Here is a 24,199-nt window from a genome sequence, read left to right as displayed (position 1 = left end):
CCTTGCCGACATCAAAGTTGGAAAAAGTAAGGCAGAAGGCAGGAGGCAGCTATGCTGTTTGCGCAGCATTCCGTAGGAAAGGCAGAAGGAAAGAAAAGGTTAGAAGAGAGAAAGTTTTTTGATTGCGCTTTCCATTCAATGCAGGCATAAAATGCTGGAATATCCCCAGATAATTCCCACTTTCTTCCTACTGACTCCTGACTCCTAACTCCTAAATTATTTAGTCCAACGATTTTGACTTTGCTCTAAATGTTCTAATAATTCTTGTTTACTCAAAGAAGGTTTTTTACATATCAAACCTTGGCAAACTAACCCTACAGAATTTTTTGGTAAATCTGCTTCAACTTTATAAATAGTAGTAGGAAAATAATGAGTAATTAAACTAGATATTTCTGCTTCAGAGGTTCTAACTAAGGTTTGATTTCTATACCAGTCAAGGGCACCAAATAAACTCGGGCAAGCTTGAGGAGATTTTTTCATTATGCTGCTAAAAGCTGTTAAGGCTGACTCAGCTCGGTCGAGATAATATAATTCTTCGGTTAGCAAAGATAGACGTACTAAATTAGCAACTGCTATTCCATTTGCTGCGGGAGTTGCATTATCAATGTAATTACGTTCTCGTAATATTAATTCTCCACTAACGTCGCTCGGTGAATTGTAATAACCTGATGCTTCTAAACTCCATAAAAATTTATCAAATTCATCTTGTAATTTTACTGCTGTTTCTAACCAATAATTAGTATTTGATGAAGTAATAGAAGCCTGTTGTAAGTCTAGCAAAGCTTTAATAAACAAAGCATAGTCTTCTGACTGTGCCATTACTGCCGCTTTACCTTCATAATTTAATCGATGAAAACGTTCGTCAACCCACTGATTTTTGATGATGAAATTAGCAGCATTAACGGCTAATTCTAGATATTCTGAATTGTTAAATACTGTGGCTGCTCGTGCCAATCCAGAAATCATTAAACTATTCCAAGCAACAATCATTTTAGTGTCTGTTACTGCTGGAATTTTACCAGGCCAATTATTATTTTTGGCTTCTTGATTATTGGTTGCTGGTGGGAAAGTTTTTACAGAAAAAGGTTTGGCTCCATACCGTAATTCAAACAGTTTGGATAAGGAATTTTCTAGAGTTTCACTTAACTCTCCTGCTTGCTTTCTTTGTAAGACAATTTTTCCCTCGAAATTTCCAGCAGATGTTATGAAAAATTGTTCTGATAGTTCAGATAATTCCTCTGAGGTTAATAAATTTTCTAATTCTTGATAATTCCAAATATAGAAAGCACCTTCTTCCGGTTCAGCTTCATCTGAAGTGGTAAAACTATCAGCATCTTGAGCAGCATAAAAAAATCCCTCTGGTGCAGTCATTTCTCGTTTTAGCCAATCTATTGTGCCAATAATTCCTCGTTTAAAAGCTGGTTCTTGATGTCCTGCACTCCATAAATTAGCTAAATATTCAACAATTTGACCATTATCGTAGAGCATTTTTTCAAAGTGGGGAACTGTCCATGTTGCGTCTACTGTATAACGATGAAAACCTCCGGCAACATGGTCATAAATTCCTCCTAATGACAGATGTAATCCTCGTTGTAAACAAATTTGATTACCATCATATTGAGATTCAAAATTAAACCTTGTTCCTTGTAATGCTGCTTGTCCATAAGGTATCATCGGAAAGCTTTGTTGAGAGTAGCGATCGCTAATAATTGCGGTACTAACTTCTAAACCTTTTTGCAGTATCTCTTCGCTTAAATCTTCTGCTTCTGGTAATAAAACTGATTTTCTTAATCCCTCCAACATTTCGGATTTTAAATCGTTAAGTTTATTTTTTTCAATGTCATAAAATCCCCTAATCTTTTGTAAAACTTCTAAAAATCCTGGTCGTCCATAGCGAGGTTCAACAGGGAAATAAGTACCACCAACAAAAGGTGTTAAATCATCAGGAGTTAAGAATATATTTAACGGCCAACCACCCTGTCCAGTTAACATTTGTAATGCCTGCATATAGATACTATCTACATCAGGTCGTTCTTCTCGATCTACTTTTATTGGTAAAAATTTTTCATTCAAATATTGAGCGATTTTATCATCAGAAAAAGCTTCCCCTTCCATAACGGTACACCAGTGACAACTTGAATAACCAATTGATAGAAAAATTGGCTTATCTTCCCGCCGTGCCGTTTCTAAAGCTTCTTCACTCCACGGCCACCAATCTACAGGATTTTCTGCGTGTTTGCGGAGATAAAGACTTTGGGATTTAGCTAAACGATTGGTCATTTTTTCTTACTCTCTATTTATCATTAATATTGTCAATTATTCTGGTACTTTGAAAAGTAGATGATTAACATTTCCGCAGATTATAACGTATTTATAAATTTTAGGGCTTGATTTGTAAGCATTCAGTTATTAGCAGTCAGCACTTCCCTGCGGGATGCTACGCAAACAGCAATTAGTAATTATTCATTACTTCTCAGGTTTGGCAAGGGGACGCATGACATTCAACAATTAATAATTAATTATTAATTATTAATATAGCAATATGATTTGAGTTGTGAGACATTGAAAACTTTTAGGGAACAGGGAAAAGGGAACAGAGAAGAAGAAAAAAACGTATCATATAAATATAAGAATTGCTATATTCTATACTTTTAAGGAACATCTCAATTCCCACAACTGATTCCTGATTGCTATAATTAACAATTACCTCTTCTTTTCAAGGAGAGGATTGACTCAAAGGAACAATTTTTCTTCTCTTGGTCGATTGGATATGGCGAGGTCTCTTCGCTATCCCTTGACCGCTTGTTTCCCCTTTTAAGGGGATAATAAAAAAAAATTCATTATTAGTCAATCCTCTTCTTTTCAAGGAGAGGTAATTATTCATTATTCATTATTCATTATTAATTGTTGAAGCAGACCCAAAATTAATAGCTGTTTGCTTAGTAATGAATAATTAGTTCGTAAGTATTCAGCTATTAGCGTTTCCTACGGAATGCTCCGCAAACAGCTCTCAGGTTTTTAATAAATAGACTTCTTGCAGAAGTCAGGGGATAGGAAATAAAGAGATGAAATTGTTGATTTAATATCTTGAATTGATTTAATTAATTTTTGCCAGAGATATAATTAAGCAAGCATTTGTTTGACTTTGACTACATTTTAAACCCATAAATTTGAAGAACAAGAATGACTAGCTTGCGTTAAAGATAATTAAGCTGATAGCTGATAGCTGACCGCTGTTTGCGCAGCATTCCGCAGGAAATGCTTACATTAGTTCTAAGGTTTTCTTCTGGGACTTTGGCAGTAAATTTTTATTCTTTTTCAACTTCAAACCTTGCTTTTACGCAGACCCAAAATTAATAGCTGTTAACGCAGTTCCTCCGTAGGAGGCTAGCTCATAGCTGACGGCTGTTTGCGCAGCAGTCCGCAGGAAATGCTTACATCTAAATTTTGAATAAAGCCAAAAATTTATCGCTTTTAGGGAAAAGGGAATAGAGAAAAGAGAATAGGAAAAAAGTATTTTTGCAAATATTGAGATGCACCCGTTTATTGTCGATCAAGAAGGTAGATAAAAAATAATTTATTCACATTTTTTTCTCTTATTCAATAATTAATTATGAATAATCAATTGCCACTTATATCGTAAGCATTCAGCTATTAGCGGTCAGCTTTTTAATAGACATCTCCTCCATACATAGGGAGTAGGGGGAAAGAATCGATAATTGCTGTGGGATAATTGATTTTATTTTTTATGATTGGAGATGTACATTCATTTAATTTCTACTACATTCTCAACCAGATATTCGTACTCTGAAGCTTTGATAAAATTGCTTTTTTCTCCTTTAAAGGTAATAAAGCTGATAGCTGATAGCTGACTGCTTACCTTATACCTAAAAGGAAGAGGATTAGTATAGCAAAATAAATTATTGATTTTTTTGTTTTTTATATAAGAGTAATCCAACCTTAACTATATATTAGTAATAGTAATTTATATTTCTATTTGCTCTCAAAAATCATCAAGATGTAATGCCAATTACCAAAAGCAATGCGATACTTATGTAACACTTCAATTATTAAGTAAATAATCCGTTAAAATTACTTTTTTGATGATTATTAGTTAGTTAATACTAATTATTATGATGTTTACTTCTCCCACATTCCCCTACTCCCCCTCCTGGGAGGGGTTACGGGTGAGTCCCATGCCCAATAAAATGTAGAAAAGTTTTTGAGAAATGGTATAAATATTTTTACTTCCACTTTTTTCCTTCCTCAATAATTTATGAATTACTCAAGAAGAGACTTCCATAAAATCGCTATACAATTTTCTTTAGGAGCGGGAATAGCTCCAATTTTATCAAAATATCTAAATCTCAACTTGTCAGAAAATTTATTAGAGAATAAAGTCAAAGAATTTTTTGCTTATCTCGACCCAGAGATTGATTTATTAATTCCTACATACTTGGGAAACGATCAAAGAAGATTCTATGGTCGTGGTACACCAGAAAATTTTAAAGTTCAAAATAAATTTAAACTAGGAACAGGTGTAACTTATGTTGGTAAAACTAGAAAAGTATGGAGTGGAGCTGGATGGACAGGGCAACCCACTATTACTAAAGATAGAGGAAAAACTTATTTAGTTATTGGTAGTTACGATCATCTTTTGCGCAAAATAGATGTCGCGAATAATCAGGAAGTTTGGCAATATAAATTTGATGATGTTATTAAAGGTTCGAGTACGGTTTATATTGATGAAACTGCCAATGAAGAAAATCGTATTGTGATTTTACAAGGCAGTAGAACTGGGAGACCAAAAAAAGGAATTGCTCCTAGTTTTCGTGCTATTTCTTTTAGGACAGGGAAAGAAATTTGGCAACTAGATATTAGAAAAACTCGTAGTTATAGTCGCGATAATGATAGTTCTGCTTTGCCATTAGGAAATAATTTAATTTTCAATGCTGGGGAAAATGCTATTGGTTATTTTATTAATAGTTCTGTCAGTAAAGCTAAAATAAAATCTTCTATTATGCAGCCAGAAGTATTATCCGAAATCAAACTTTATGTGGATAGTGATGCTAAAAGACAAGGGGGAAATATTGTATCTGAATCATCTCCCGCTAGATTGGGTAATAGAATTTTTTTAGCAGCAGGTTCCGGGCATATTTATGGTATTGATATAGAGAGTAAAAAGATAGTTTGGGATTTTTATACAGGTTCAGATTTAGATGGTACTATTGCTATTTCTAAAGCTGGTAAATTATTTTGTGCGATTGAAAAACAATTTATTCCTGGAAATGGTGGGGTAGTAAAATTAAATCCTAATCAAAAAAATCAGGAAAGTGTAGAATGGTTTTTGCCTACAGGTAATATTAAGTTTAATACTTGGTTAGGAGGTATTATTGGGTCGGTAGCTTTGAATGATGAATATAATAATTATGGTGAATTTCCGGCTTTATTTGCTACTAATGCTATTGATGGATATCTATATATTGGTTCCCAAGATTTAACTACAGGAAATAAAGTTAAAGGACCTTTGAAAAAGTTTAGTTATGATACTCCTTTAATTGTGTTTAAGCAGAAAATTGGTCCCTCAATTTCAACACCAATTTTTACTGATGGAAATAAACTGGTAACTGCTGGATATAATGGAGTTTATATATTTAATTTGAATTGGGAATTTGCTAAACCTGACGAACGAAATGTTTTACCTAACGCTCAAGGAGAATTTTTCCGCTTAATAGTAGAAGAAGCTGGCAAATTTACGGGTAAAGTTTCTTTTGAATCTACCCCTATTGTATGGGATGGAATTATTAGAATTTGTGGTCGGGATGGTTGGTTATATAGTTTTGGTTAAAATTCCGGAAGAGGGAAAAAGTCAAAGATTAGCAGTTTCCAACTTTCCGGAGGTAAAACATTTGTTCTGGACATCAGGGAGAATCCCCACAGAATTTGTTCGTGGCCAATGATGGCGATAATCCCGACACCAGTAGTCGCAGTGTCCTGTTGTCATGTTTGTACTTTTGCATTTTGGACACTCTAATTTTTGAAATATAGCAATGTGCGCTGGCATATTTACAAATTACAAGAGGTGTCCAATAGCTAAAAGTCTTATATTATAGGTTTTTTATTCCCCCTTCCGGAGCTGTTGCCTTCCGGAGCTGTTGCCTGCGCACAGCGCTATACTTTATAGCTCATCTTCGTTTATATGAATTTTGGTATGTGGGCGATAATCAAATTTTTTTCAAGAAAAGATTCAATCGTTCCGAGATCAAGGCAATGATTATTTACATGACGTATAATATCAAATCCGGTAGCATCGGTGTAATTAGATGGGGAGATGGGGAGATGGGGAGATGGGGAGATGGGGAGATGGGGAGATGGGGAGATGGGGACCCACCCCTAACCCCTCCCAGGAGGGGAAGATCGAGAAATATTTGGTAATGGTTGAAGATGGAACATTTTTGTATACCGAATTAAACTGATTTGATATAATATCAAATCCGGTAGCATCGGTGTAATTAGATGGGGAGATGGGGAGATGGGGAGATGGGGAGATGGGGAGATGGGGAGATGGGGAGTGAGAGAAATATTTGGTAATGGTTGAAGATGGAACATTTTTGTATACCGAATTAAACGGATTTGATATAATATCAAATCCGGTAGCATCGGTGTTATTCAGTCTTTAAAGATAAGAGTCTATACTGTAGGGGCGAATGGCCATTCGGCCTTACCGATTGTATGACTATCAACAGAATTATATTACTCCGAAGCCAACGGATTTGATATAATACTTTGATATTTTTGCCTGACGAAATTCCCTAATCTATTGATATAATTTCAGTTGTTTTCAACCTTATTTTCAAGCCTTCCAATGTAATAAGAAATTTTCCAGATCCAAAACATCACACCTGTGAAACTGGTAATCGTGCCGATAGTTATCACTGTCTGTGGACTAATTTCTTTTAACTGTCATTGAAAACTCAATGGCTGAGACTCCTAACAGTCCAACATTCCTACAAATTGAAGCGATTAAAATTGGTGCAATTCAAGCTAAAAAAAGTTTTCTTTTGGCTGCTGAATCAGGTGTAATACCATTTCTCAAAAACTTTTCTACATTTTATTGAGTAGGGGAGTAGGGGAGAAGCAAACATAATAATAATTAACATTAAATTTGCTCAAATTAACAAAAAAGTTATTCTATATAAGTTAATTACTTAATAACTGAAGTGTCACTTACAGCGGTTTTCATTTGGGTAGACCACAGTAAGGACGTTCCATGGAACGTCCCTACAGGATTTTGCTTGTGAAGATGTGGTTCATCAATTTGAAAAGCGCTGTAAGTATAGCATTACTTTTGGGAATTGGTATAATATCATGTCCAGATAATTAGTGATCAAAAAACTTTCTGCTTCTGTTCTCCTTTCTTCCCTCCTGACTCCTGACTCCTGACTTATGACTCCTCCGTCGTTTATTTATAACTGTTCAACCTGACATGATATAAATGTAGATTTACCGAAAAATTGTGGTTTAAAGCCTCCCCTTTTAAGGGGATAACAAAGAAAAATTTTCGATAGTCCTGCATGGTAATGGTAGGATACACATTCTTTAATTTCTCCCACACTCCCACACTCTCCATCTCCCCATCCCCCCATCCCCCCATCTCCCCATCTCCCCATCTCCCCATCCCCCCACACTCCTTTACCATTACTATGCACCACCACCAAATTTTCATTATTATTCAATCCTCTTCTTTTCAAGGAGAGGTAATTATTGATTATTCATTATTCATTATTAATTGTTGAACAGAGATTACAAACACAGAAAAAGTTAAAGGATTTAAAACTTTAATTGCTTTCAAAGTAATTAGCCTTGCCCTTAGAAGATTATGGCCAATGCTCAAAAAGGCTAATTGTACTAATTACAGCGCTTTTCAAGTTAATGAACCACATCTTCACAAACAAAACCTTGTCGGGACGTTCCATGGAAAGTTCCTACTGTGGTCTACCCAAATGAAAACCGCTGTAAGCGATCTCTACAATTGTCCCAAAAGGTTTAGGATATAAGTAGGGCTTGCTGATTAAATCTAAAAGCATTAATAGGTAAAGGTTGTAGCTTTTTTTCGCTGTAAAAAAGTACAACTTTTTAAGCTTGAGCGACCAAAAAGTTAGGATTTTGGGCTGACTATAGCAGAAAAATCAAGGGATAAAATACCCGACTACCTCCTCGCTCATTCCCCATTCCTCCTGACTCCCCCTCCTGGGAGGGGGAGGGGCGAGGGGTGGGTTGACTCCTAACTCCTGACTCCTACCCCATACCAAAAGACTTATTCAGCAAACCCTAAGTAAAATTTTGTTTCCTAAACTTACCAGAGTGAAGATTGGAATCAACAAGTACTTCCTTTGATGTTTGATGTACGGGAATTATTGCAAAGAAAAGGAATTTCTCTCCTAAATTTTATTTTTTTTAAATCCTTCTATGAAATCATCAGAAGCGATCGCTATCTCATTTGCTCGTGTTATCGTACCAATAATTTCTCCACTGCTAGCAACAATAAAATAGATAGTATTATCCTCACCAGTAATGATCGCTAGCGGGGAAAATGTCAACCCTTCTCTTAGCTCAATTAGATCGATACCATCTTCAAAATCTAATATTAGACATCTCCTCCAAAAGAGGGAATAGGGAATAGGGAATAGGGGGAAATAATTGATAATTTCTGTACGATAATTAGATTTTATTTTTGATTTTTGGATATGTCTATTGCATTGTTTGCTGTATCTACCGTCAACCGAAATACATCTTCCCCTCTTAAATTATCTTGCTATAATCAATCCGGGGATTTCAACCCAAGCTGATAGCTGAAAACTTTTAGCTGACACCTAGTTAATAGCGATCGCTTGAAAAAATAAACCCCCTGCTATGTACTATATAAACTCAATTTTTCGATAATTTCGATAATGTAGCAGGGAACAGGGAACAGGCAACAGGCAACAGTGGGAAAAGCATTTCTGGCGTCTTACGGTTGATCATCAATCTATGTCAAACACCAACTAGTTCTTTGTTATATAGTTTAATTTGCCAACAAAACAAAGGATAGCCAACAATGCCTGATCGCTCTCTTTGGATTACAGGGCCAACTCTTAGCGGTAAGACAAGTCGGTTAATAGAACAATTTTGTATAAGAGGCCAAAATCTGAAGTCTCCCCTAAATGAAATTGTTAGGCCAGAAAATTCCGAAAATATTTTAGACGATCGCCCAAAGATACCAGACTTTCTGCATACTTCGCCCAAGATACTAATATTGGCGGCTAATGCAAATAATCGACTTGACTTGATGGACAGAATTTCCGAGGCTACATCAGAACAATACCCATATCATTCAACTACACCATTAGGTTTTTTTGAAGATGAAGTAAACTTATTCTGGCCATTGCTAATCGAATCCTTGGACTTAAAGGCACAGTTTCCATTACGACTAAGGCCCGAAACAGAACAGGAACTTGCTGGCAAAGTTTGGCGTCCTCACATAGAGAAAGGATTATTGCAACAGCCAGGAGTAACTAGAGAGCGGATGATACGCCGCATTCTCGACCTATTTCAATTGGCTGCTTTCAGTTGCACGCCTATAGAAGAGACCGCAATGATTTTACAACAGGGATTTGAGCAAGTAGATTCAGGGGAATTCTATGAGAATATAGTAGAATTGCTCCAACAGTGGCGACATTGGTGTTTACAAAAAGGCTTGCTAACTTATGGTATCATCACAGAGTTATACTGGCGGTATCTACTACCAAATCCTAATTATCAGCAATATCTAATTGACCGTTATCCATTTTTGTTGGCAGATGATGTGGATGAATATCCAGCGATCGCTAGTGATTTATGCAACTTTCTCTTAGATAATGGAACTTTAGGGGTTTTTACTTATAATCCTGATGGTGGTATTAGATTAGGTCTGGGAGCTGACCCCGAATATTTAGCAGAACTGCAGAAACGCTGTCAAATTGAAGTATTAGACACTGAACAAAATTTAGCTACAGAAATAGGAGAACCTATTGTTGAATTAGTCCTGGATACTTATAGTCTTAATTCTTCTATTTTCCAACTTCCGGCTTTTTTACAATTAATTCAGACTAGATCGCGGGCGGCTTTGTTACGAAAAACGGCAGAGGCGATCGCTAAAGATATAAAATTGGGTATAGTAGAACCTCAAGAAGTGGCAATAATAGCTCCTGGTTTAGATGCCATTGCTCGTTATAGTTTGATTTCAATTCTCAACTATCATGGAATTGCTGTAGACTCACTCAAAGACCAACGTCCTCTAATTAGCTATCCCACGATCCGAGCATTGTTGAGTCTTTTAACTTTGGTTTATCCTGGGTTGGGACGTTTAGTAGACCGTGATGCAGTGGCAGAAATGTTGGTTGTATTAAGTCAAAGGTCTATTGGCAAAGCTGAAAAACAAACAGATGGTCAAGAAAATTTACAGAGGACTAATGATATAGATCCAGTGCGCGCAGGTTTGTTAGCAGATCACTGCTTTTATCCAGATATTACACATCCACACTTGCTGCCAATACAAGCTTTTTCTCGATGGGATAGAGTCGGGTATCAAGCAACTCGTGTTTATAATCAAATTTTGGAATGGATAGAAGAACAGCGGTCGCAACAAGAACAACGTCAACTGCCTAACCCGATATTTTTGTTAGACAGAGCAATTCAGAAATTCTTTATGTCTAGCTATCTTTCTTTTACTGAGTTAGCAGCACTACGAGAGTTGATGGAAACTGCTACCCACTATTGGGAAGTAGAGCGCAGACTGCAAAAAAGTTCCCAATTTTCGGTAACAACTTCTACTCCCAATGACTCATTGGAAGAAGACTTATCCTCTAGTACAGTAGAAAAATTTATCCAGTTTTTACGCAAAGGAGTTGTTAGTGCAAATCCTTTTCCCGTGAGGACAATTGGTTATTCTCCCCCAGCAATTACTTTGGCGACAGTTTTTCAATATCGAGCTAGTCGTAGATGTCATAGATGGCAGTTTTGGTTAGATATAGGCTCCCCTCTTTGGTTAAGTGGAGGTACTGCTACTCTCTATGGAGCACCATTATTTTTGCAAAGTCAGTTAGGAAATTCTTGGACTATTGAAGATACGCAAAAATCCGATCGGGAAAGACTGCGAAAAATTTTGTTAGATTTGTTAAGTCGTGTAGGTTCTCCTGTAGGTTATGGCAACAATAGTTCAGCCAATGGGTCAAATGAACATCGGATTTTCCTTTGTCATAGCGATTTAGCTGTTAATGGACAGGAACAAACAGGGCCACTTTTACCCTTGGTCTACAGTTCTATATCTAATACTGCTTAGTTGGACAATTTACAATAAACGTCTATTGTAATTATTGGTCAAATTGAGGACCAATGAAAAATAAATGATTTTATTACTATAAAAAAAAGTATTTGTCAAGAAAAAACACAAACTAATTAAAGATAATTTTTAGAAGGAGAAAAATAATGCCATCGTCAAATTTCGGTGCTCAAATAGTTACAAGGATAATAAATGGCTTTCCTATACGAGGTTTTATTGATGATTTTGGTGAGTTTGTGCCATTACAGCCAGTACCATCACCAACCCCGACAGAAACACCCACACCAACACCAACCCCAACAGAAACACCCACACCAACACCAACCCCAACAGAAACACCCACACCAACCCCGACAGAAACACCCACACCAACACCAACAGAAACACCAACACCAACCCCAACAGAAACACCAACACCAACCCCGACAGAAACACCCACACCAACACCAACAGAAACACCAACACCAACCCCAACAGAAACACCAGCACCAACCCCACCACCAACAGAAGTTATCGAAGTTAGAGGTGATAATGGCGAGCTAATTGGTTTCATTGTTAACGGCGAGCTTCAGCTATTACCCACACCAACACCAGCACCAACACCAGCACCAACTGCTACGCCAGTACCACCACCACAACCAATAGCTGTCGATGACGAAGTGACAACTAACCAGAGTCAAGTCGTTAGTTTTAATGTCCTCGAAAATGACATCGACCCTTCAGGAAATTCAATATTTGTTAGTAATTTTAGCTTACCTACCGATGGTTCATTACTCGAAAATGGTACAGGAACTTTCACTTATACCCCCAGACAATTTTTTATTGGAACAGATAGTTTTAGTTATTCTGCAAGCAATGGTACTACCAGTTCTCTGGCAACAGTTAACATCAGTGTTCTCAGTGAAGGAGCGCCTATAAGAGTTGAGGGAGTATTCCGAGGCACTCCTAATAATGAATTTTTAATCGGTAGCGACCAAGTAGATGTCATATTTGGAGCAGTGGGTGACGACACTATTGTTGGTCAAGGTGGTAACGATGAAATTAGAGGAGATGAAAATAACGATACTCTCAATGGTAGTCGAGGTAATGATACAGTTATAGGAAACCAAGGTAATGATAACGCTCGTGGTGGTAAAGATGACGATCTGATTTTAGGAGAGGAAGGTAATGATATATTATTTGGCGATCGGGGAAATGATACAGTTAGTGGAGGGGATGGTCGAGATACTCTTTATGGCGGTAGAGATAATGATAATGTTTCTGGTGATGCAGGAGATGATGAGGTATTTGGTGATAGAGGAGATGATGCTGTCTTAGGTGGAGATGGTAACGATAATGTTCTTGGAGGCGAGGGGAACGACTTTGTTAGCGGTGGCGCAGGTGAGGACTTTGTTAGTGGTGGTCTCGGTAACGATCGCTTATTTGGAGACCCTGGCAGCGATACTATTTTTGGTGATGAAGGCAATGACCAAGCATCTGGCGGTTTCGGCAACGACTCAATATTTGGAGGTTTAGGAGCAGACCTGCTCAGTGGTGATGGAGATAATGATACTATAGACGGTGAAGATGGTAACGACGAAGTTCAAGGAAATATTGGTAATGACTGTCTAATAGGGGGTTTAGGCACAGATACTCTTATTGGGGATCAGGGTAACGATACATTTGTCATTAGTCCCGAAAACGGTGGTCTAGAAATTTTTGAAGCAGATGTCATTGCTGACTTTAATGGTAATGCTGACGTAATTCGTTTAGGAGGAGGTCTTGGGTTTAACGACTTAGTTATTTTCCAAAGTCCCAGTGGGGAAGGCCGTGACACCATAATTCAGAATGGTTCCGATGGTCCATTTTTGGCTATTCTATTGGGAGTTGACAGTAATACTATTAATGCTGGTAATTTCATTGGTTCTGGTGGGTTTCCTTTTCCTACCCCTTCTCCCACAGGCACACCAGACCCAACGGGCACTCCAGACCCAACGGGCACTCCAGACCCCACAGGCACGCCAGACCCAACGGGCACTCCAGACCCCACAGGCACGCCAGACCCAACGGGCACTCCAGACCCCACAGAAACGCCAGCACCCACAGAAACGCCAGCACCCACAGAAACACCAGGTCCAACACCTCCACCCACACCTCCACCTGTTCCTAACCGGAGACCAAATGCAGAAGATGACGAAGTAGCAACTAGTCAAAGTAAATTAGTAGAATTTAATGTATTAGAAAACGATTCCGACCCTGACGGCGATCCTCTAACAGTAACTGATTTTACATCAGTCTCCAATGGAGAGTTAGTGGAGAAAAGCAATGGGTTATTTGAATATACCCCAGATGATGGCTTTGTGGGTACAGACAGTTTCAGTTACACTATCAGCGATGGTAATGGGGGTAGCGATAGTGCTGATGTGACAATCACAGTTAACCGATCGCCAGAGTTAGTTAACAATACTGGTATAGTAGTTGAAGCTAGTTCAGGTATACGGTTTATAAATTCCAATAATTTGCAAGCATCTGATGCTGATAATTCTCCTGATGAGTTAATATACACAATTACTGATGCTCCCGACTTAGGCGACCTAAGAATAGGAGGTAGTTCTCGTTTACGGGAAGGAGATACCTTCACTCAAGAAGATATTAACAATAACTTACTACAATTTACTCCAGATGATACGGCAGGTAATGACTTTTTTACCTACACAGTCTCTGATATTGCAGGGGGTCAGGTTCCTCCAAACTCATTTAGTATTGGTATTGTAGATGATACTAAAACATTAACAAATAAAGCTGATAACTTCACGGGTACTGCCCTAAGTAATAATATTTTGGGGTTGGCAGGAGATGATAGTATTGATGGTCTCAGTAGTAGTGACTATATAGATGGTGGTGAAGGAAACGACTCTCTGGTTGGCAACTCTGGTGATGACTGTCTATTTGGTGCTAGTCAACAAGATACTCTCAGAGGTGGGGATGGTTCCGATAGCTTATTTGGTGGTGATGGCAATGATCGCCTTTCTGGAGATGCAGGTAATGATAGTATTTCTGGAGATGCAGGTAACGACAACCTCTTAGGAGGAGATGGCAGCGATAGTATGACTGGAGGAGAAGGGAACGACTCTCTTCTAGGAGCAGATGGTGACGATACCATAGCTGGTAATGCGGGTAACGATACCATTCGCAGTGGAGCTGACAACGACTCCGTAACAGGTGGAGAGGGTAGCGATCTAATAGACGGTGGTTCAGACAACGATACTATTAGTGGTGGAGCAGGAGCAGATACCGTTTTAGGTGGTTCAGAGAACGATTCAATATTTGGAGAAGAAGGTGATGACTCTCTGGTTGGTGATGATGGTAATGACACTATCGACGCTGGTTCTGGTCAGGATATCATTTTGGGTGATATAGGAGATGATAGTATCCAAGGTGGTGATGACAATGATGGAATTGACGGCAGTATTGGTAATGATACTATAGCTGGAGGTTCTGGTTCCGATCGACTGACAGGTGGTGCCGGGAATGATTTCTTCTTCTATGAAGTTGCAGACGAAGGTATAGATACAGTCAGAGATTTCGACCGACCTGGTGATGATGATACATTCCTGTTTACATCTGCTAACTTTGGCGGTTTAACTAATAATGGTTTTTCTAGTGTAATTCTCCAGGATGAGAATATCGGATCGGAAGGTCAGAGTATCGGTGATGCAGAGTTGATTATTTTTGAAGGTAAGTTTGATAATGCACAAGCAGTTAACGCTGCCTTAAATGTACAAAATGGCTCCAGCGATCGCCCAGCTTTCTTTGTTTACCTAAATGGTCAACGAGGCAAATATGTCCTTGGTTATGACACAAGTCTTGCTGATGACAGTGTTCCTGCTTTTGAGTTGGGTATTCTCCAGTCTGTTGAACCAGAAGAAGACCAAATTTCCACTATTATTGATGCTGGTGATTTTGAGTTTATTTGAAGAAGGAAGAAGGAAGAAGGAGTAGGGGCGAATGGCATTCGCCCTTACAGGAGTGGGGGAGTGGGGGAGTAAATTTCAACCTTTTTCCCCTATTGTCTAACTGAATATTCTTACTTCTGTTCCGTTGTCTATAAAAAAATAGACATCTCCAATGCCAAAAAATCAAATCAATTATTACACAGAAATCATCAATTATTTCCCCTACTCCCTACTCCCTTTTTTCTAAAAATATCTAATAGCAATTATCAGGAAAAATTAAAATGACACAAACAGAAAGAATTACAGCGCTTTTCAAGTTGATGAACCACATCTTCACAAATAAAACCACAGTAGGGGCGATTTCCTACGGAATGCTCCGCAAACGCGAATCGCCCCTACTGTGGTCTACCCAAATGAAAACCTCTGTAAACAACAAGTCGAACTACCTCAGCAATAGGGAGCAGAGAACAGGAAATAGGGAATAGGTGAATTTTCTGTTCCTTTGTCTATAAAAAAATAGACATCTCCAATAATAAAAAATCCAATGAATTATCCCACAGAAATTATCAATTATTCCCCTCCTGGGAGGGGGAGGGGCGAGGGGTGGGTTCCCTACTCCCTACTCCCTACTCCCTACTCCCTACTCCCTTTTATCTAATAGCAATTATCAGGAAAAATTAAAATGACACAAAAAGAAAGAGTTAAACAACAAGTCGAACTACCACCACCAATTTTTATCCAAGGTTTAGGAGAGGGAAGTATTTTCAGCGACTCCATCATTGGGAGTACAGTAGCAGATACAATTTTAGCATTGTCTGGAGATGATACAGTTTTTGCTCTAGATGAAAATGACGCTCTCCTGGGAGATGAAGGTCAAGACCAAATGAACGGAAATGCCGGAAATGATTTTCTCGACGGTGGTCCGGGAGATGATAGTTTACGAGGAGGCAAAGATTTAGATACTCTGTTCGGAGCTAGTGGTAGTGACATCTTATATGGCGATCGCGACAGTGATACTATCATAGGAAATGAAGGTAACGATACTATCTATGGAGGTAAAGATAATGATAGTATTGTCGGTAGTGGAGAAGACGATCTACTATTCGGCGACCGGGGGGATGATTTTGCGGATGGGGACATCGGTAATGATACAGTAGTTGGTGGAGCAGGTGACGATCGCTTATTAGGAAATGATGGTGGAGATACATTATTTGGTGAAACAGGTAGAGATATTCTAGAAGGTAATACAGGAGATGATGTACTTTTTGGAGGAAAAGATGCAGACTCACTAGCAGGAGGTGTTGGTGCAGACTTCCTCTCTGGAGACCTTGGTGCAGATACAATAACAGGAGGAATAGGGCAAGATACCTTTAATATTACTCGTAACTCAGGAGGTCAGGGAGTTAGCAGTGCAGATTTTATTAATGACTTCAGTAACGAAGATTTAATCGGTCTGAGCAATGGTTTGACCTTTGAAGAACTAAGTATTTTTGCATCAGAAGACAACCCCGATAATACTATCATTAGTGTCGGTGGTACAAACGGCAATTTTTTGGCAGTGCTAGAAGGAGTTGAAAGTAGCACAATAGACTCTAATGACTTTGTAACATTATCACTCCCCACACCCACACCTCCTGGACCAACAACTTCACCAGGTCCTACACCAACACCTACAGAAACTCCCACACCAACACCTACAGAAACTCCCACACCAACACCTACAGAAACTCCCACACCAACACCTACAGAAACTCCCACACCAACACCTACAGAAACTCCCACACCAACACCTACAGAAACTCCAGAACCTTCCAACAACCCCCCTGAAGCAGAGGACGATAACTTAACGACAAATCAAAATGAACCGTTAACTATTACTGCTCAAGAACTACTAGAAAATGACTCTGACCCAGATGGAGATCCTCTCAGTATTTCTGCCATCGGTACACCACAAAATGGCTCATTAGTACAAGAAAACAGTACAACCTATATATATACTCCTAATACTGGGTTCCTTGGAGAGGACAGTTTTAGTTATAGTATTAGTGACGGTAATGGTGGTTCCGATACTGCCCAAGTTAATATTAAAGTCAATGACTCACCGCAGTTAGTTAACAACCGAGGTATCATTGCCGAGAAAGGTGGAGCAAGACAAACGATATTCAATACTAATCTTTTAGTTACAGATACTGACAACACAGCAGAAGAAATTACCTACAATATTATTACCGCACCCATACAAGGTAATCTGACATTAGTTGATGATAGTATCAATAATGACGATACTTTTTCTCAAGCTGATATTAATAACAACTTAATTCTATATACTCCTGGTAATACAGCAGGTAGGTTTCCGTTTAGTTTTTCTGTTTCTGATGGGGATAATGGAACAATTCCAACTACATCTTTTAGTATTACTGTTGTTGATAATGTATTTGAACGTGGAGCTGGTGATAATACTATTAACGGTACTCCCGCAAGTGACTACATTCTCGGAAATGCTGGAGAGGATACTATTAGTGGTCGTGCTGGAGAGGATGTTTTAGATGGAGGAGCGGACGAAGATTCTATATTAGGTGAAGCTGGTAATGATTCTTTGTTTGGTGCAGAACAAGCTGATACATTATTTGGAGGAGTAGGCAACGATACTCTAGATGGTGGTGCTGATAGTGACTCTTTGTTAGGAGAAGACGGCAACGATCTATTATTAGGAGCAGAACAACAAGATACTCTCAGAGGTGGACAGGGTAACGATACCCTAGACGGAGGTACGGGCAATGACTCTCTATCTGGTGAAGATGATAATGACTCTCTATTTGGTAATGCTGGCAATGATACTCTAGAAGGTAATTCTGGTAATGATACTCTAGACGGTGGTGCTGATGATGACCTGTTGCTTGGCCAAACTGGTAGCGATAGTTTATTCGGTGGGTTGGGCAACGATAGTGTTGTTGGTGGGGTCGGTGATGACTCTTTGAGTGGTGGTGCAGGGGTTGACACTCTTGATGGTAATGAAGGAAATGATTTTATCAGTGGTGACGAAGGTAACGACAGTATCAATGGCAATATAGGTGATGACTCTTTGAGTGGTGGTTTGGGTGCAGACAGGTTAACTGGTAATGAGGGAGATGATGCTTTCTTTTTTGAAGTCCCCAATGAAGGAGTAGATGTAATTACTGATTTTAATGGTAGTAATGTAGATGTATTCTTGTTTAGATCCAGTAATTTTGGCAATTTAACTAATCCTCCTGGCACTGCTACAGAATTTTCTAGTGTGATAGTTTCTCTTGATAATTTGGGTTCTCAAGGTCAGGATATAAGCGGTCAAGAACTTATTATTTTTGAGAATAGATTTGAAAATGTGCAGCAAGTTAATTCTATTCTGAATAATCAAAATGGTTCGGGAACAAGTCCTGCTTTCTTTATCTATGTAAATAATAGTTTGAATAGTAAAGTTATTTTAGGATATGATCCGAATCTTGAGGATGATGGTAATCCTGCTTTTGATTTAGCAGTTCTTAATAATATACCTCTTGTTCCTGATGCTATTAGTACTGTTATTGATTCTTCAGACTTTAAGTTTATTTAACCCTAGGAGGTAATATGAAAATGTAAAAAAATCGTTCAAATCAGCCCCAAAAGTGGATAAAAATAGTTCGACCTAGCTATTATCCACGATTTTATTTTTTAGGAGAATAAATCTTCAAAGTCTAGTTAATATAATGTGCCCCCTCCGAGGGAGCTACCCTAGCCCCTTCCAGGGGAGTTACACTAACAAATAAGCGCGTTATAATAAAGTTTTTGTTTGTAGTTGGGCTTTAGCCCTTTAATTAAATACTTGTCTTATATCATGTATCTTTGAAGAAGCACAATAAAAAATTTAGGGAGTAGGGAGCAGGGAACAAGGGAAAGTTTGTTTGCGCAGCATGACCTAGAAAAAAATATTCTCTCTCAATAAAATAACATTTTTATTATGGCTAATTAATGAGACTTGATATTAGGGCTAGAGCAAAACTCCGAAGCCCTATTATAACTGTTTGACCGTAAGTGTAGCTTCTCCGAAGGGGGCAAATGATATAATTTATCCCAGATAACGATCAGCAAATAATACTTGCAATATCTAGATAACTTTATAAGATTAAACCAATTGTTAAAAAGGAAAAAAAATGTTAACCTTAACAAAGTTGTAGAGCAAAAAAAAATCAAATTTTATGGTTGAAACTAATTCAATTAGTTATAGTTTTACTTTCCCAATACGAGAAATGTTGAATGAATATAGATGGGTTCGTTCGATTTAAGTAACTTGATAAATTAAAGTTATTAATAATACCATTTCCGGATAATTAAGTATAATAAAAATGTTCACTTCTTGCTCTGGAAGGTGTCTCCCAAATTTATGCTCCTATTCAGTATTTCCTCTTTAATTTACACCTACCACCTATTACCTAATAACTTTATTTTTACTAATTAAGCGGACATGATATAACCTGTAATAAAAACAATATTATCCCTTGTAAAATTCAACTATATTACTACATAATCAATAACTAAAACGACAAAAAAAAATCGAACTTGTATCATATTAACTAATGTAAATTATCTATTATTTAATGAGGTAGAAAAATGGCTTCAGCTTCCCCAATTTTTTCAATAGTTACAAGGGAAATCAATGGCTTTCTTATAAGAGGTTTCCTTGATGATAATGGTGACTTTGTACCATTACAGACAGTACCAGATCCAACTCCAGCTCCAACCCCAGCGCCAACACCAGCGCCAACACCAGCGCCAACACCAGCGCCAACCCCAGCGCCAACACCAGCGCCAACCCCAGCGCCAACCCCAGCGCCAACACCATCCCCAACACCATCCCCAACACCATCCCCAACCCCAGCGCCAACCCCAGCGCCAACACCATCCCCAACACCATCCCCAACACCATCCCCAACACCACCACCAACACCAATACCAACAACTCCCGAAGGTAGGGAAATAGTCGTAATAGATGGTATAATAGGTTTCTTCGATGCAAATGGCGACTTTGTAGTGATAGAGCAAGCAGAACCAACAGAACCGCCAGTAATAACACCAACTCCACCAGTAATAACACCAACCCCACCAATAATAACACCAGCGCCAACACCATCCCCAACACCACCACCAACACCATCCCCAACGCCAGCTCCCGTACCTACAGCACCAGGGGGAGGAATTCTTTTTGAAGGAGAAGACGTTGGCACTGAGGGAGACGATCTAGCATTTGGCAGTGCTTTCAGCGATACATATTCTGCACTAGGTGGCAATGATATCGTATTTGGCCAAGAAGAAAGTGATTCTTTACTTGGCCAAGAAGGCAACGACCAAATCAACGGTAACCGAGGCAATGATACAGTTAGCGGTGGTTTGGGAGATGATAGTCTACGAGGAGGAAGAGATGCTGACTCTGTTGTCGGTGATGCTGGGAATGATACAGTATTGGGCGATCGCGACTCAGATACAGTCAGAGGAGGAGAAGGTAGAGACATTATTTACGGTGGTAAGGAAAACGATGATGTAGCAGGAGGAGGAGAAAACGACTTTGTTTCAGGAGATATTGGCGATGATACGGTAGCAGGAGATGGGGGTAACGACAGTCTTTTTGGCCAGGATGGTAACGATATTATCTCTGGTGGCGCGGGGTTAGATGTTATTAGCGGTGGTGAAGGTACTGATAGTATTTCAGGAAATGAAGATAATGATTCTTTATCAGGAAACCAAGGTAACGATACTCTAGATGGTGGTACGGGAGATGACGTATTATCTGGAGGTAAGGATGATGACTTATTATTAGGAGGTGAGGGTAGCGATACTGTCAATGGCGAACGAGGAAACGATGTCCTTGCTGGTGGGGAGGCAAATGATGTCCTCTCAGGTGGTAGAGGAAATGATTCTATTGATGGAGGTCAGGGTGACGATCTATTGATAGGTGGTCGAGGTGATGATACTTTAACTGGGGGCGAGGGTGAAGATAGTTTCGTTATTGTAGATTTTGAGGAACCTGATAATTTATATACTGTTACTGATTTTAGTACTGTTGAAGACCTTATTAGTTTGGAGGGAGGTCTGAGGTTTGAAGACTTAGAAATATCTAACGAGGGTGGTAACACTGTTATTCGGAATGCCGACGGTAATACTTTAGCTATTTTAATTGGAGTTGATAGTGGCACTCTTAATTCTGATAACTTTTTCCCTACTCCAGAAACTCCTATTCCAACACCAACACCAACACCAACTCCAACGGACTCACCAGACCCAACACCATCACCAACTCCAACGGACTCACCAGACCCAACACCATCACCAACTCCAACGGACTCACCAGACCCAACACCAACACCAACACCAACCCCAACAGACTCACCAGACCCAACACCAACACCAACAGACTCACCAGACCCAACACCAACCCCAACCCCAACAGACTCACCAGACCCAACACCAACCCCAACCCCAACAGACTCACCAGACCCAACACCAACACCAACCCCAACAGACTCACCAGACCCAACACCAACCCCAACCCCAACAGACTCACCAGACCCAACACCATCACCAACACCTCCAGATCCAGGTGAAGTAACACCACCTTCTCTCAACGATCCTCCCACTGACATTCTGTTAGATAACGATAGTGTGGAAGAAAATAGTGAAGCAGGTACAGTTATTGGTACATTTACCACAGAAGACCCAGATGAAAATGATGTCCATGAATATAGATTAATTGATGATGCTGATGGACGCTTTGCTCTCAGCGAAGACCAGTTAGTTGTAGCAGAGGGAGCAAGTCTTGATTTTGAGGAACAAGAGAACTATGACATCCAAGTCAGAACCTTTGACAATGCTGGAGAAAATTTAACCAAGTCATTTACGATCGCCCTGCTCAATGTCAACGACCCGCCAGAAATTACCATTCCTGACGACCAACAACTGGTTAATGAAGGGGAAGAATTAGATATTGTTGGTATTGAGGTGACAGACCCTGATGCTGGAGACGAAGAATTAGAAGTTACTCTCGAAACTACTAATGAGGGTAAGCTTACTCTTAATTCTACTTCTGGTCTAACTTTTAGCACAGGTGATGGTAAAGCAGATGCCGAAATAGTATTTACGGGAACTTTAGAAGATATTAACCAGTCTCTCAACACCCTGACATATACAGGTAATAACTCAGGTAGTGAGTCTATCAGTATCTCGGTAAATGACCAAGGAAATACAGGTTTAGGGGAAGCTCAAACTGATACTGCTCTGATTAATGTCAGTATTAATGATTTACCATTGGTGGGCACGAATACCGAATTAGTGGTCAATACACAAGAGACTGGAATAATAGATAATACTCTCCTAGAAACAACCGATGACAGTAAAACTTCTTTAATTTATACAGTTACAGAATTGCCTACTCGTGGTAATTTGCTAGTTGATGGAGGAAGCTTTACTAGTTTTACTCAGGAGGATATTGACCAAGGGTTACTCACCTATGAACATGATAATAACGATACTAAAAATGATTCTTTTAGTTTCAGCGTTTCAGACCAGGTAGGAGGTGAAACTACAGACACTTTTGAAATCAGAGTTAATGTCCCGCCAAATATTACGAGCAAGAATTTAAGTCTCGATGAAAATACCCAGGGAGAAATTACTAATAAAAATCTACTGGCAGAAGATCCTGATACTGAGGCAGTTGCAGAAACTCTAATTTATGAAATTACGGAATTACCAAGCAGTGGGAAACTACAACTAGAAAACGCGACTCTGGGAGTAGCAGATACTTTCACTCAAGAGGATATTGACCAAGGTAGTCTTACTTACCAACATACAGGAGATGAACCTGGTACAGATACATTTAGTTATGTTGTGACTGATCAAGATGGGGGTACGACCAGTGGGTTGTTAAATATTGATATTAACCCTGGTAATACCTCTCCTATAGCTGGTGATGATGTATTTGAAACTAACGAAGATACTGCTATTACTATTGATAAGTCAGAATTATTAGCAAATGACTCTGACCCTGATGGTGACGAAATTACAATTACTGAGTTTGCTGCGGATAATATCAAAAATGGCACTTTAGAAGAAACCAAAAACAGTTTCATCTATACCCCTGATGAAAATTTTAGTGGAGAGGAGAGTTTTACCTATACTATTGCGGATACTGAAGGGTTAACAGATACAGCAACAGTTGGTATTAATGTTACTCCTGTTGCCGATACTCCTAACCTGGAAATATCTACACCAAATGTATCAGGTGGTCAAGATGAGTCAATATCTTTAGATATTACTGCCAGTTTAGTAGATACTAGCGGTTCGGAAAATCTGTCTATTACCATCGCTGGAGTGCCAGAGGGAGCAACACTTTCAGCAGGAACTGACCAAGGTAACGGTACTTGGGAGCTGACTGTTGAGGAACTGGAAAATTTAACTCTAATACCTTCTGCAGCAGAACAAACAGAAGTATTAAACTTTGAGTTAACAGTTACAGTCACAGCAACAGAAACAGCTAATAGCGATACTGCTTCGGAGTCTGGGGTTATTGCTGTAGAAGTGACTCCCCTAAACAGCGCTCCCATTGCTGGTGATGATGTATTTGAAACTAACGAAGATACTGCTATTACTATTGATAAGTCAGAATTATTAGCAAATGACTCTGACCCTGATGGTGACGAAATTACAATTACTGAGTTTGCTGCGGATAATATCAAAAATGGCACTTTAGAAGAAACCAAAAACAGTTTCATCTATACCCCTGATGAAAATTTTAGTGGAGAGGAGAGTTTTACCTATACTATTGCGGATACTGAAGGGTTAACAGATACAGCAACAGTTGGTATTAATGTTACTCCTGTTGCCGATACTCCTAACCTGGAAA

The 24,199-nt window shown here is 39.0% G+C and carries 10 protein-coding genes; 7 read left to right on the top strand and 3 right to left on the bottom strand.

The window, feature by feature from the left end:
- Nucleotides 1-216 precede the first annotated feature (216 nt).
- Nucleotides 217-2,280 (bottom strand): thioredoxin domain-containing protein, encoded by a 2,064-nt coding sequence (locus F6K23_RS16145; protein WP_293157314.1) that lies wholly within the window; start codon nt 2,278-2,280, stop codon nt 217-219.
- Nucleotides 2,281-4,276: 1,996 nt separating this feature from the next.
- On the opposite strand from F6K23_RS16145, the gene F6K23_RS16140 reads away from it, so the two are divergent.
- The 3 genes from F6K23_RS16140 (at nt 4,277) to F6K23_RS16130 (ending at nt 7,118) form a co-directional block, all read left to right on the top strand.
- Nucleotides 4,277-5,848, top strand: a complete 1,572-nt coding sequence (locus F6K23_RS16140; RefSeq protein ID WP_293157311.1) for a PQQ-binding-like beta-propeller repeat protein — start codon at nt 4,277-4,279, stop codon at nt 5,846-5,848.
- Nucleotides 5,849-6,323: 475 nt separating this feature from the next.
- Nucleotides 6,324-6,476: a hypothetical protein gene (locus tag F6K23_RS16135; protein ID WP_293157309.1), complete on the top strand. Its 153-nt coding sequence runs from the start codon at nt 6,324-6,326 to the stop codon at nt 6,474-6,476.
- A 501-nt stretch (nt 6,477-6,977) separates the two neighbouring features.
- The gene (locus F6K23_RS16130) at nt 6,978-7,118 is read left to right on the top strand and encodes a hypothetical protein (protein ID WP_293157307.1); all 141 of its coding nucleotides are present in this window, start codon (nt 6,978-6,980) and stop codon (nt 7,116-7,118) included.
- Nucleotides 7,119-7,466: 348 nt separating this feature from the next.
- Here the strand turns inward: F6K23_RS16130 and F6K23_RS16125 are convergent, their stop codons facing one another.
- Together F6K23_RS16125 and F6K23_RS16120 are read right to left on the bottom strand one after the other, a co-directional pair.
- Nucleotides 7,467-7,736 carry a hypothetical protein gene (locus F6K23_RS16125; protein ID WP_293157304.1) on the bottom strand — a complete coding sequence of 90 codons (270 nt, stop codon included), beginning with the start codon at nt 7,734-7,736 and terminating at the stop codon, nt 7,467-7,469.
- 705 nt (nt 7,737-8,441) lie between these two features.
- Nucleotides 8,442-8,600 carry a hypothetical protein gene (locus F6K23_RS16120; RefSeq protein ID WP_293157301.1) on the bottom strand — a complete coding sequence of 53 codons (159 nt, stop codon included), beginning with the start codon at nt 8,598-8,600 and terminating at the stop codon, nt 8,442-8,444.
- A 497-nt stretch (nt 8,601-9,097) separates the two neighbouring features.
- Here F6K23_RS16120 and F6K23_RS16115 point away from each other — a divergent pair, with 497 nt between their 5' ends.
- The 4 genes from F6K23_RS16115 to F6K23_RS16100 all read left to right on the top strand — a co-directional run.
- A complete protein-coding gene (locus tag F6K23_RS16115; RefSeq protein ID WP_293157298.1) occupies nt 9,098-11,359 on the top strand; it encodes a recombinase family protein in 2,262 nt (753 codons plus the stop codon).
- A 146-nt stretch (nt 11,360-11,505) separates the two neighbouring features.
- A complete protein-coding gene (locus F6K23_RS16110; RefSeq protein ID WP_293157295.1) occupies nt 11,506-15,315 on the top strand; it encodes an Ig-like domain-containing protein in 3,810 nt (1,269 codons plus the stop codon).
- Nucleotides 15,316-15,976: 661 nt separating this feature from the next.
- Entirely contained in the window at nt 15,977-18,883 is a 2,907-nt protein-coding gene (locus F6K23_RS16105) for a cadherin-like domain-containing protein (protein ID WP_293157292.1), read from the top strand.
- A gap of 1,034 nt (nt 18,884-19,917) precedes the next feature.
- Nucleotides 19,918-24,199, top strand: a 4,282-nt coding sequence (locus F6K23_RS16100) for a tandem-95 repeat protein (RefSeq protein ID WP_293157289.1), incomplete at its 3' end; no start/stop codon positions are given.

The organism is Okeania sp. SIO2C9 (genome assembly GCF_010672455.1).
GTDB lineage: Bacteria > Cyanobacteriota > Cyanobacteriia > Cyanobacteriales > Microcoleaceae > Okeania.
Note: the sequence above shows the minus strand (reverse complement) of the source record. Positions and strands in the feature narration are given on the sequence as shown.

Bases quoted from the DNA above. Each gene is read 5' to 3' on its own strand.
- F6K23_RS16145 (WP_293157314.1), bottom strand. From the start codon at position 2,280: ATGACCAATCGTTTAGCTAAATCCCAAAGTCTTTATCTCCGCAAACAC.
- F6K23_RS16140 (WP_293157311.1), top strand. From the start codon at position 4,277: ATGAATTACTCAAGAAGAGACTTCCATAAAATCGCTATACAATTTTCT.
- F6K23_RS16135 (WP_293157309.1), top strand. From the start codon at position 6,324: ATGGGGAGATGGGGAGATGGGGAGATGGGGAGATGGGGAGATGGGGAG.
- F6K23_RS16130 (WP_293157307.1), top strand. From the start codon at position 6,978: ATGGCTGAGACTCCTAACAGTCCAACATTCCTACAAATTGAAGCGATT.
- F6K23_RS16115 (WP_293157298.1), top strand. From the start codon at position 9,098: ATGCCTGATCGCTCTCTTTGGATTACAGGGCCAACTCTTAGCGGTAAG.
- F6K23_RS16110 (WP_293157295.1), top strand. From the start codon at position 11,506: ATGCCATCGTCAAATTTCGGTGCTCAAATAGTTACAAGGATAATAAAT.
- F6K23_RS16105 (WP_293157292.1), top strand. From the start codon at position 15,977: ATGACACAAAAAGAAAGAGTTAAACAACAAGTCGAACTACCACCACCA.